Raw genomic sequence first — 10837 nt, 5'->3', positions numbered from 1 at the left:
CATCGGGCCATCACGCCCCTGATCCCGAACAATCGGCAGCGGAGGTGGTGGGGTGCTGATCGTGATCGCGGACGACGAGGACGCGGTGTGTGACTCCTTGTCGCGCACCCTCCGGTTCGAGGGTTACGACGTGACGATCGCCAAGGACGGGAAGGAGGCGCTCGATGTCATCCGGGAGCGCCGTCCGGACGGGGTCATCCTCGACGTCACGATGCCCGTGCTCGACGGGCTGGAAACCTGTCGTCGGCTGCGGGCGGAGGGGAACCTCGTGCCGGTGCTGATGCTCACCGCCCGGCGGGACGTCACCGCGCGCGTCGCGGGCCTGGACGCCGGCGCGGACGACTACCTCGCCAAACCGTTCGCCCTCCAGGAGCTGCTCGCGCGGGTGCGAGCACTGCTGCGGCGCGCGCGGTACGAGGTGGACACGGCCACGCCCTCCTCGGACCTGCGGTTCGACGATCTCACGCTGAACCCAGCAACCCGGGAGGTGGTGCGCGCGGGCCGACAGCTCCGGCTCACCAGGACCGAGTTCGCGATCCTCGAACTGTTCCTGCGCCACCCTCGGCAGGTGCTCACCAGGACCGTCCTCTTCGAACAGGTCTGGGGCTTCGACTTCGGCAGCAGCTCCAACAGCCTCGACGTCTACCTCGGCTACCTGCGCCGGAAGCTGGAGTCCGACGGCAACAGCAGGCTCCTGCACACCGTCCGCGGCGTCGGCTACGTCCTGCGCGAGGAACCGCTGTGAGGCTCCGCGTGGGCACCCGCCTGGGCAGGTGGGGACGGCACAAGCTCAGCCTGCGTGCGCGGGTCGCGGTGCTCTCCGCGTTCGGGGTCGCGCTCGCGGTGGTCGTCGTGTCCCTCGCGGGCTGGTGGCTGATGCACATCCGGATGTACGGGAACCTGGCCGTCCAGCTGCGCGCCGACACGGACACGGCAGCGCGGGCGGCTACGCCCGACGAGGCGCTGCGGGCCATGCACGCGCTCGATGAGCTGCCGAGCGACTGGCGGGAGGACATCGAGGAACTGCCACCGGAGGCCAGGCGGATGCTCGAGGTGGCCGGCACACCGCCACCCGTCGTCGTCCGGTTCCTCGATGCCGACGGGAAGCCGGTGTCGAGCAGCGCGGGGTCGATGTGGTTGGGGCCGGTGGCCGCCCAGGCTGCCCACGTCGCGGCGAGCGGCAGTGGCCAGGATCTCGCCGACGCCGGCCCTGACACGTTCTACCGCGTGAGCACAGTCCCCCGAGACGATGGCGCGGTCCAGGTCGCACGGCGGGTCACCGGCATCGAGGGAACCCTCGACGATCTCCAGTTCCTCCTCACCATGATCGGGCTCTCCGGCGCCGGCCTCGCGGGCCTGGTCGGCTGGGGTGTCGCACGGGCAGGCCTGCGGCCGGTCCACCGGCTCACGGGTGCCGTGGAGAAGGTGGCCAGGACCCAGGACCTGGACAGCGCGATCCCCGTGGACGGGCGGGACGAGATCGCCCGGCTCGCCACGGCGTTCAACCGCATGCTGGTCGCTCTCGGCGCGTCGAAGGCCGCCCAGCAGCAGCTCGTGCAGGACGCCGGCCACGAGCTGCGGACCCCGTTGACGAGCCTGCGCAACAACGTCGAGCTGCTCTCCTACGCTGACGAGCAGCTCAACTCGGGCAAGGTGCTCTCGCAGGAGGACCGTGCCCGGCTGCTGCGGGATCTCGGGGTGCAGGCAGCGGAGCTGACCACCCTCACGACCGAGCTGGTCGAGCTGGCCGCGGAGAACACCGACCCGGAGCCGTTCGAGCCCCTGGACCTGGCCGACGTGGTCGGCGGCGCCGTCATCCGCGCCCGCGCCCGGTGGCCGCGAGTCGTCTTCGCCGTCTCGACCGTGCCGGCGGACCTGACCGGCCAGCCGGGCGGGTTGTCGCGTGTGGTGCTGAACCTGTTGGACAACGCCGCGAAGTGGAGCCCACCGGGCGGCACCGTCTACGTGCGACTATCCCCGGTAGACGAACAGGTGGAGCTGGCCGTCGGCGACGAGGGACCGGGGATCGACGAGCAGGACCGGCCGAAAGCCTTCGAACGCTTCTACCGGGCCACCGCCGCTCGGTCCATGCCTGGTTCCGGGCTCGGGCTGGCGATCGTGGCGCAGATCGTCGAGGCACACGCGGGCAGTGTGGTGGCCGGGGAGGCGCCGGGCGGCGGCGCGGAGCTGCGGGTGCGGCTGCCGTTGACCCGCTGAGCACTTCTTAACCTGCTCGGCGGCCACTCTTAGTGTTCTTTCATTCGGGGACATGACAGTCGAATCGTGTACTCCGTCGAACTGATTCGTCCCCGGCGGGACAACGCGGACGTGTGGGCGACCGCCGCACTCGCCTGCTTCGGCTTGTCCGTGTTCACCGCACTCGTCCTACATGTCGTGCTGGGCGCCGAGGTCGACCCGGTACGTCAGGTGGTCAGCGACTACGGCCTGTACGGCGCGGCCAGCTTCGCCTTCTGTGTGCTGATGTTGGCCGCTGGCACCGGCTATCTGCTGTTCGGTATGGCCAGGGCGGGGCTGCCCGTAACCCGGCCGGTCGTGGTCCTGGCGTGCTGCTGGTGTGTGGGGCTGGCGCTGTGCGCGTTCTTCCCCACCACTCCTACCGGCGCGCCGTGGACGTTCTCCGCTGAGATCCACCGCTACGCGGGCCTGATGTTGTTCGTCAGCCTGCCGGCCGCGGCCGGGCTCATCGCCCGGCACGCCGAGCACCAGCTGGCGCACCGCGGTCTCGCCGAACGGCTGCGGCGGCAGACCCGCTGGGCATGGGGTGCCTCGCGGTGTTCCTGCTGAGCCACGTGCCGGTGTTCCTCCCGTCGTCCTACGACGGCCCGCTGTTCCACGGCCTCACCGAGCGGCTCCTGTTCGTCGTCTACCTCGTCCTGCTCGGCGAGCTGGCACTCGCCGTACTGCGAACGGAGAGAAAACCATGCTGACACTGGCCATCGGCCTCGCCGCCGCCGGTGCGTGTTGTTTCGCCGGCACCGTCCACCTGCAACACCGCGCCGTCCACCAGGCGAGCGCCGGTCGGGAGGGTCGGGCACTGGGGCTGTCCGCGGTCCAGACGATCCTGCGCACCCCCGGCTGGTACGCCGGGATCGGGCTCGCCGGGCTGGGTGCCGTACTGCACGTCCTCGCGCTCACCATGGCACCACTCGCCGTGGTGCAGCCGATCGGCGTGCTCACCCTCGTGCTCACGGTGCTGCTCGCGCGGACCGTGCTCACCCGTGCCGTGCTCACCGCGCTGGTGATGAGCGTGACCGGCGTGGCCGGTTTCGTCGTGCTGTCCGCCATGACCACGAACGCCGCCCTGCCGGCACCCGACCTCGCTTCGGCACAGTGGGCCGTGCTCGGCGCGGCCGCGCTGGCCGTGGCGGCCCGGTACACCAGGGACCGGGCCCGATGCCTGTTCCTCGCGCTCGCGACCGCCGTGCTGTTCGGGTTCACCTCAGCACTCGTGCGGGCGGCGGCGATGGCACCGCTGTCCAGCGGCATGGCCGTCCTCGTGGTCGCCGAGGCTCTGGCGGCGGTCCCCGCTGGGGTGTGGCTGCTGCACAAGGCCTACGCCAGCGGACCCGCCGCCGTCGTGGTCGGCGCGACCACGATCGTCGACCCGCTCAGCGCGGTCCTCATCGGCGTCCTCGCCTACGGCGAGATGACGCTCGGCCAGCTCGCCGGCATGGTCGTGCCCGGCGCCGTCGCCGTGGCCGGGCTCGTGCTCCTCGCCCGCGAGGTACCCGCGACCACCAAGCCCGCCGCGCCCGCCCGCCGGAAACGCCGGGAGGGCCCACCGCGCATCGCGATCACCGCGGACACCTACCCGCCGCATGTCAACGGTGCGGCGAACTTCGCGTACCGGCTGGCGTCCGGACTGGCCGGCCGAGGGCACGAGGTACACGTCATCTGCCCGTCGACCGGCGGCCGGACGTTCACCGAGACAGCCGACGGGGTGACGGTGCACCGGATCGGTTCGCTGCGCACGCCGTTCCACCCGACGTTCCGGTTCTGCCCGCCGTGGCGGGCGTCGAAAGCCGTACCGGAGTTGCTGGCCCAGATCGAGCCCGATGTCGTGCACACCCAGGCCCACTTCCTCATCGGCCGCAGCGCGGTCCGCACCGCCACGGCGGCGGGCGTCCCGGTGGTCGCCACCAACCACTTCATGCCCGAGAACCTGCTCGGCTACGGTCCGCTGCCCCGCTTCACCCACCGTCCCCTCGCCCGGCTGGCGTGGCGCGACCTGGCCCGGGTCTTCGGCCGCGCGACGGTGTGCACGACGCCGACTCCCCGTGCGGCCGAGCTGCTGGAGCGCAACGGCCTGAACCGGGCCGTGGTGGCGATCTCCTGCGGGATCGACCGCGCGCACTACGCGGGCCCGCCGGAGCCCACCAGTGCGCCGGCCGTGTTGTTCGTGGGCAGGCTGGACGTGGAGAAGAACGTCCACGAACTACTCGAGGCCGCCGCCCTGCTGCCGGACGTGCACGTCGAACTCGTCGGCGACGGCAGCGAACGCCACCGGCTGGCCGCGTTGGCCGCGCGGCTGGGCATCGCGGACCGAGTGCGGTTCCACGGTTTCGTCCCGGACGAGGAACTGGTGCGGGCCTACCGGCGCTGCGCCGTGTTCTGCATGCCAGGAACCGCCGAGCTGCAAAGCCTCGTGACCATGGAGGCGATGGCGGCGGGCAAGCCGGTCGTCGCCGCAGACGCGATGGCGCTCCCCCACCTGGTGCGTCCAGGACACAACGGCTGGCTCTACCCACCCGGCGACGTGACCGAGCTGGCCAGGCCGCTCGCCGCGGTCCTGGCAGACGAGCACACCAGGACGGCGATGGGAAAGGCGAGCCTGGACCTGATCGCGGCCCACGACCTGGGGTCCACATTGGACCAGTTCGAAAGGGTCTACCTCGACATCACCGCACGCCCGATGGTCGCCGCCCGCCAGCGGTGAGCCGCAAGTGCTCCGAACAGTGAAGGGAATACCTTGTCCACCCCGGCCAACACGAATGAAACCATGTTCCCTGGCAGCTGGAACGAACGGCTCATCGCCGAGTTCCGAGCGAACGCCGGGTGCGTGGCTTGGAGCAGCGACGTCCTCAAGCACGCCGGCCCGCGCACCACCGTCGACCTGAGCCTGATGGCCGACGCCTGCCGGGTCCACATCGTCGTGCACGACAGCGGCCCGCCCGACGACGAACCCGCGCCGGCGGCCAACCGGCCTGAGCGCCGTTTCAACAGTCGTCTCAGGTCCGCTCGGTAGAACCTGAAAGGCAGCCATTCATGATCTCTGTACTCGTGGTGGACGCCCAGCCGCTGCAGCGCTTCGGGTTTCGCATGCTGCTGGAGAACACCCCCGACACCGAGATCGTCGGCGAGGCCGAGAACGGCGCCGAGGCCGTTCGATGGACCACCGAGCTGCATCCCGACGTAGTGCTGATGGACATCCGCATGCCGGGCGTCGAGGGGATCGAGGCCATCCGGCGCATCGTCGCCGCCGGTCGGCGTTCGCGGATCCTGGTGCTGACGACGTTCGACGTGGACCGGTACGCGCTCGCCGTGCTGCGGGCCGGAGCAAGCGGTTTCCTGCTCAAGGACACCCGCCCGGAGGAGCTGCTCGCCGGCATCCGGGCCGTGGCCGCCGGGGACGCGGTGATCGCGCCGGCACTGACTCGGCGGCTGCTCGACGCGTGCGCCGACCGGCTCGACGATGACCTCTGCGGACCCGTGCGGGAAGATCCCCGACTGGACTCCCTGACCGGCCGCGAGCGCGAGATCCTCGTCGCCATCGGCCACGGCCTCACCAACGGCGAGATCGCGCAACGGTTCACGCTGTCGGAGTCGACGGTGAAGACCCACGTCGGGCGGGTCCTCGCCAAGATCGGCGCACGGGACCGGATCCAGGCCGTCATCCTCGCCTACGACCTGAGACTCACCCGGCCGATTTAGCGCTTCATCTCGCGCGTCCGTCGGGGGCGCGACCGTGGTTCCCAGCCGCACCGCTCCGCGTGATCGACCGCTCCGCTGCCGGGGTCCGCGTGCAGCCGCCCACGTCACCGCCCGTCCGACCGCCACGACGCCGCACGGGTGTGAGTTCAGTGCGGACGTGTGTGAGCTCAGAGCTGTTTCGGCTTGTTGACCTCAGTGAGCTCACACACGTTCGACGCTTCGTCAGGACTTCCGGGGGGTTGAGACCGTCATGATGCCCGTGAACGCCCCGATCAAGGTCCTGCTCGCCGACGACGAGGGTCTCGTGCGATCCGGGTTCAAGGTCCTGCTGGACCTCCGTCGAGCGGGCCCGCGCCACCCGCACCGACGGCGTCCTCATGGACATCCGCATGCCCACGTTGGACGGGATCCAGGCCACCACCCAGATCGCCGGGACACGCGGGCTGGGGCAGGTCCGCGTCCTCATCCTCACCACCTACGACACCGACGACAACGTCTTCGAGGCACTACAGGCCGGCGCCAGCGGCTTCCTGCTCAAAGACGCCGGCGACGCGCTACTCGCGCCGCGGACCACCCGACGCCTCATCAGCCAGTTCACCGCACACCGCACAGCCACCCAGGCCGCGGACAACCGACTCGCGGTGCTCACCGAACGCGAACGCCAGACTGATCCGCCGGAGCCCCGAAGATCAGGCAAGCATGACCTGGCCCGCAACGACCTTGACCGGGATTTTGATCAGCGGTGCGGGTGCCGGCCCTCCGGTCACCTGTCCGTTCTCGTCGTAGGTGGCGCCGTGGCAAGGGCACCGGAAGCCAGGGCCGACGTAGGAGACCGGGCAGCCCTGATGACGGCAGGTGGCGTTGAACGCCAGGAAGGTGTCCGGCGCCGGGCGCAGGAGATAGGCGGGCGTCCCCTTCGGCATGGTGAAGCTCTTCGACGAGCCGACGACGATGTCGTCGACGGCAGCGATCACCGGACCGTGGCTTACCGAGTCCGCTGGCGAGCCAGCAGGGCGCCGGGCGAGCGCCAGCGCGCTGCCCGCGGTGACTCCGGCAGCGGTCGCCGCCGCCGCGACCAGACCGCCCCGCAGCACGGTACGCCGCTCGACGTCGTCCTGTACTGTCCCGCCTTCCTCCGGCGTGGGGTGCACCGGCAGGCCGAGCCTGTGCCGCACCTTCGCACGCAGCCGGGCACTCAGTGACAACACCCCGGCGTCGCCCGCGATCAGCAACGGGGTCCAGGCGACGGCGAACAGGATGTCGGCCCCGACGTAGTACGGCCGAGTCGTCCAGCTCACCGTCAGGAAGAAGCTGAGTGAGAGGAGGACACCGCCGAGTGCGGCGAGCCGGGTGAACAGCCCGAGCAGGGTGGCGAGCCCGACCGCGATCTCCCCGAAAGCGATCGCCAGCCCGGCGACGGTCGCGTGGTCGGCGGCCAGCGAGACCAGCGGGCCGATCGGGGAGGTCGGGGCGGCGTTCACCATCTGCGCGTGGACACCGAGTGGCGAGGTGTCGTCCAAGTAGTGCGTGTCGAGGAGCTTGGAGAGACCGGCGTAGGAGAAGGTGCCACCGAGAAAAGCACGCAGCGGCAGCAGTACCCAGACCGGCGACCGCCTCGGGGAATCCAAACGCAACCGGGTCATGTCGTGGCCGAGGCCATCATCTGGCCTGCACACATCTCGTCGCTGGAACCGTCGCCCCAGACCACATAGCGCGGTGGGAACTTGCTCAATACGGCAGCTTCTGCCGCAGGGGTGGCGTCATGGGTACAGGTGACCCGCAGCGTGTCTCCCCGCTTGAAGTCGACAGGAGTGGACAGCTGCGATACCTCAGTGAATTCACACACGTTCGACCCCTTCGTCAGGGCTCGCGGGGGGAAACCGTCATGATGCCAATGCACATCTCGTCGCTGGTGCCGTCGCCCCACACCACGTAGCGGGGCGGCAGCTTGCTCAGCTGCGGCAGCCGTTTGCGCAGCCCCGCGTCGTGCGTACACGTCACCCGCAGCGTGTCCCCCGGACCGATCTCCACCGGCGCCGGCAGCTTCACCAGCCGCTGGTTGTCGAAGTCGAACTGCGGCACGTCCAGCACGACCCTGGCCTTCGGCGTGCCCGGGTTGAGTTCGACCTTGATGGCCCGCCCGAGCATGTGCATGTGGCCGAAACCGGCGAACAGCGTCATCGGCGCCTCCACCTTGTGGTCGCAGGTCTGGGTGTCACCAGGCTTCGGCGCGCCGCCCTGGTTGCACTCCTCCACCTGACGGTCCGCCATCTCGCCGACATCTGGCCCGAACCGCTTCGTCACGTCCGCGATCGAGGCCGCCCGGTCACAGAGCGGACCCGACTCGTCGGCGGCGCAGGGCAGGTCGGTCGGCGCGTCGAGCGACCACGTCTCGAGTTCCCGGGTCTGCGGCGTGCCGTCCGTCAGCCGCAGCCGCACCGCCGAGCGGTCCGACCCGGCCGGCTTGCCGTCGGTCGCGAGCAGGTTGTAGTGGAGCTGGAGGACGAGCAGGCTGCCCGGCTCCAGCTTGTAGCCGGCGTCCTGGTCGAGCAGCGTCTCCGTGGCGCCCGGCGCCCAGGTGTCCACCCACGCCGCGTCCCCCTCTTCCACCTCGGCGCCGGCCACGCCGGTCCCGCCGAAACACTGCCAGCCGAGGCCGGGGGTCTCCGCGTCCTGCTCGCGCACGGCGGCAGCGCCGCCCGGCGGCACCGCGTACACGATGGCGTGGTGGGCGATGGCGACGTTCTCCGGCGTGAACTCGGTCCCGGTCAGGAACGCCGCCTTGGTCAGGCCCGGATCGATCATCTGGCACCGGTACTCGTCCGTGCCGCCCTCCGGCGGCGCGGGCGTGTATGCCTCGACCATCTTCAGGTCGACGAACCGCTCGCCGGCACGCAGCGGCTGCGGTGGAGCCGACGACCCGCCCGCGTGCGCGCCGTGCGATCCGGTCGCGGCGGGCGCCGCGCTGTTGCCGGCGTCCGACCCGCAGGCGGCGACGACAGCGAACGCCGTCGCCAGCGCCATGGTGGCCACCCCGAACCTCCACAGTGGACTGTCAGGTTTCGTCATAGCCTTAACGCTAGGCCTGATTCCGTCCTGTTTCGTCGTACTGCGGTAGTCATCCGCGGGAGAGAGGCGGTACCGCGGTACTACTTGCCGACCACCTCGTTGGCATGATCTGACGTGCGCTGACGCGCCATCGCGAGGTCGAACCACACGGGCAGATCGGAGGGTTGAACATGTGCGCGTGTTCGACCCACTGGCCGACTCGACGGCGTCGCGATTCCCTGGCCGCAGCTACCAGGGTCGATCTGGCCGGCGGTGGCAGTCCTCCCCCTCCCATTGCCGACGTCGGTGCCGCTCCCGGCACCTGCTCGGCAGAAACCTCAACTCTCAAGAACGCACTCTTCTGCCGACGAGCGAGTGTTCGCTTCGCGAAACTGGCCCGCCTTCCCCGTCAGGCAACGGGGTTGGCGAGCCGGTTCCTGGGTTCTTGTCGGGGGTTGTCAGGTGGGTTCGACGGGTAGCCACAGCTCGCAGGTCGCGGTGCTGAAGTCGTCCGCGCGTTCGAGGACGGTGACGATAGAGGGACCTGGTCGCAGCCGCCACGGGTTGGAGGGGAACCACTCGGTCGCTGTCGCTGCCCAGGTGTTCTGCAGGCCCTGCGGATGGGGTCCGGTGGTGCGGAAGATCGCCCACCTGCCGGCCGGTACCTCGATGGCGTCGAGGTCATCGGGGACCGGCGTGTCCCGGGAGACCGCGACGCCGTGCAGGTAGGTCAGTTCGCTGCCCTCGGTGCTATCGGGGTCGAGGTCGTCGCAGACCTGCAGCAGGCCTGCCGGCTCGGCGTCGCTGAGGGCCTTGAGCCGGGCGTGCTCCTCCTGCGCCAGTGCGGTGATGTGCTGCTGGATGTGGGGGTTGATGCCCTGGTGGATGAGCGGAACCCGGGCGGCGTGCCCGACGAGCCGGAACGCGGGGCGATCGACGATACGGGTGTCCATGGGGATGTTCCCTTCGACGGTCAGGCGGAACCTGAGCTGCGGTTGTGTGCGAAGGGGGCCTCCGTCGCGACGAACGTCACGAGGGCCGACACCGTGGACGGCCCAGAACGCGCGCCCGAACGCCTCGGTCGACCCGTATCCGTGCCGGACTGCGATGCTCAGCAGATCGTCCTCACCCCGGATGAGGTCGGCAGCGGCGACGGTCATGCGGCGCCGGCGCACGTACTCCGACAGCGGCATGCCCGCCTTCGTCGGGGCCGCTTGCCACCCTCACCGGCGTTCCCCGGATCAGGCTGCCCCCAGCTTCACTCAGGCCGCTGCGACGACCCAAGGGAGACGGTCTCTCACCACCTCTCGATCACCCAGCGCCTCGTGGCGCACAACTCCGCTGCGAAGAAACTCGCCGCGGACTTCAGAATCTGGTTCGCCCGCCGCGGTTCAGGGTTGTGAGGAGTGGGCCCCTGGTTCCGGCCAGCGGCCCCGTTCAGCGGCGTCCAGGTGTTTGGTGTCGTCGCGGTGGCGCAGTTTCGCGGTCACGAACACCAGACCGCCTATCAGTACGGCGATGTCGTCCAGGTAGATCGGGTCCGGGAGGGCGTCCACCGGGAAGACGGTGTAGACCAGCGGGGCCCAGAACGCCACCTTGGCCGAGACCGGCACCCCCGGCCGGTGGACCTGCCGGTACTTGCGCACCAACCGGTAGACCAGCACCGCCGCGATGAGGGCCACGAGGCCGACCGCCACGATCCCGATCACACTCAGTGTCGACCAGAACTCGTCCATGTTCGCCCATTCTTGTCGAAACACGGCGGCCGCGCTGGTCACGTGCACGACAGCCTCGACGACCGGCCCAATCTCGCGGATCTGCACTGGTCGAAGTGGGA

11 protein-coding genes and 2 pseudogenes are annotated in these 10837 nt (G+C 70.1%); 8 read left to right on the top strand and 5 right to left on the bottom strand.

Annotation, left to right across the window (positions count from 1 at the left end; genetic code table 11):
• The first annotated feature begins 52 nt into the window (after window positions 1-52).
• The 8 genes and pseudogenes from FHR82_RS25025 to FHR82_RS48045 all read left to right on the top strand — a co-directional run.
• On the top strand, window positions 53-745 hold the full coding sequence (locus FHR82_RS25025; RefSeq protein ID WP_184812939.1) for a response regulator transcription factor: 693 nt from the start codon (window positions 53-55) through the stop codon (window positions 743-745).
• The gene (locus FHR82_RS47615) at window positions 742-2217 is read left to right on the top strand and encodes a sensor histidine kinase (protein WP_184812938.1); all 1476 of its coding nucleotides are present in this window, start codon (window positions 742-744) and stop codon (window positions 2215-2217) included. The genes FHR82_RS25025 and FHR82_RS47615 overlap by 4 nt, the downstream gene beginning before the upstream one ends.
• A gap of 66 nt (window positions 2218-2283) precedes the next feature.
• Window positions 2284-2805: a DUF998 domain-containing protein gene (locus tag FHR82_RS25015; RefSeq protein ID WP_184812937.1), complete on the top strand. Its 522-nt coding sequence runs from the start codon at window positions 2284-2286 to the stop codon at window positions 2803-2805.
• A complete protein-coding gene (locus FHR82_RS25010) occupies window positions 2793-2948 on the top strand; it encodes a hypothetical protein (protein ID WP_184812936.1) in 156 nt (51 codons plus the stop codon). Before FHR82_RS25015 ends, FHR82_RS25010 begins: the two co-directional genes overlap by 13 nt.
• Entirely contained in the window at window positions 2942-4957 is a 2016-nt protein-coding gene (locus FHR82_RS25005) for a glycosyltransferase (RefSeq protein WP_184812935.1), read from the top strand. Before FHR82_RS25010 ends, FHR82_RS25005 begins: the two co-directional genes overlap by 7 nt.
• A gap of 33 nt (window positions 4958-4990) precedes the next feature.
• Window positions 4991-5266, top strand: coding sequence for an ATP-binding protein (locus tag FHR82_RS25000; RefSeq protein WP_184812934.1), 276 nt, complete (start codon window positions 4991-4993; stop codon window positions 5264-5266).
• 20 nt (window positions 5267-5286) lie between these two features.
• On the top strand, window positions 5287-5952 hold the full coding sequence (locus tag FHR82_RS24995) for a response regulator (protein WP_184812933.1): 666 nt from the start codon (window positions 5287-5289) through the stop codon (window positions 5950-5952).
• A 377-nt stretch (window positions 5953-6329) separates the two neighbouring features.
• Window positions 6330-6446: pseudogene (locus FHR82_RS48045) on the top strand (DNA-binding response regulator); the annotation flags it as partial.
• A gap of 195 nt (window positions 6447-6641) precedes the next feature.
• On the opposite strand, the gene FHR82_RS24985 reads toward FHR82_RS48045, so the two are convergent.
• From FHR82_RS24985 to FHR82_RS24970, 5 genes and pseudogenes are all read right to left on the bottom strand, one after another.
• Window positions 6642-7595, bottom strand: a complete 954-nt coding sequence (locus tag FHR82_RS24985; RefSeq protein WP_184812932.1) for a Rieske 2Fe-2S domain-containing protein — start codon at window positions 7593-7595, stop codon at window positions 6642-6644.
• 217 nt (window positions 7596-7812) lie between these two features.
• Window positions 7813-9021: a monooxygenase gene (locus FHR82_RS24980; RefSeq protein ID WP_221464224.1), complete on the bottom strand. Its 1209-nt coding sequence runs from the start codon at window positions 9019-9021 to the stop codon at window positions 7813-7815.
• A gap of 437 nt (window positions 9022-9458) precedes the next feature.
• The gene (locus FHR82_RS24975; RefSeq protein ID WP_225944537.1) at window positions 9459-9953 is read right to left on the bottom strand and encodes a GyrI-like domain-containing protein; all 495 of its coding nucleotides are present in this window, start codon (window positions 9951-9953) and stop codon (window positions 9459-9461) included.
• Window positions 9954-10031: 78 nt separating this feature from the next.
• Window positions 10032-10193, bottom strand: a pseudogene (locus FHR82_RS46415) (helix-turn-helix domain-containing protein); the annotation flags it as partial.
• Between the two features lie 198 nt (window positions 10194-10391).
• On the bottom strand, window positions 10392-10736 hold the full coding sequence (locus tag FHR82_RS24970) for a YkvA family protein (RefSeq protein WP_184812930.1): 345 nt from the start codon (window positions 10734-10736) through the stop codon (window positions 10392-10394).
• Window positions 10737-10837 lie beyond the last annotated feature (101 nt).

Source organism: Actinophytocola algeriensis, from assembly GCF_014203735.1.
GTDB classification, from domain to species: domain Bacteria; phylum Actinomycetota; class Actinomycetes; order Mycobacteriales; family Pseudonocardiaceae; genus Actinophytocola; species Actinophytocola algeriensis.
Note: the sequence above shows the minus strand (reverse complement) of the source record. Positions and strands in the feature narration are given on the sequence as shown.

What these genes read in the sequence shown, in the direction of transcription:
- FHR82_RS25005 (WP_184812935.1), top strand. Translation starts at nt 2,942, where the DNA reads ATGCTGACACTGGCCATCGGCCTCGCCGCCGCCGGTGCGTGTTGTTTC.
- FHR82_RS24985 (WP_184812932.1), bottom strand. Translation starts at nt 7,595, where the DNA reads ATGACCCGGTTGCGTTTGGATTCCCCGAGGCGGTCGCCGGTCTGGGTA.
- FHR82_RS24995 (WP_184812933.1), top strand. Translation starts at nt 5,287, where the DNA reads ATGATCTCTGTACTCGTGGTGGACGCCCAGCCGCTGCAGCGCTTCGGG.
- FHR82_RS24980 (WP_221464224.1), bottom strand. Translation starts at nt 9,021, where the DNA reads ATGACGAAACCTGACAGTCCACTGTGGAGGTTCGGGGTGGCCACCATG.
- FHR82_RS24975 (WP_225944537.1), bottom strand. Translation starts at nt 9,953, where the DNA reads ATGGACACCCGTATCGTCGATCGCCCCGCGTTCCGGCTCGTCGGGCAC.
- FHR82_RS24970 (WP_184812930.1), bottom strand. Translation starts at nt 10,736, where the DNA reads ATGGACGAGTTCTGGTCGACACTGAGTGTGATCGGGATCGTGGCGGTC.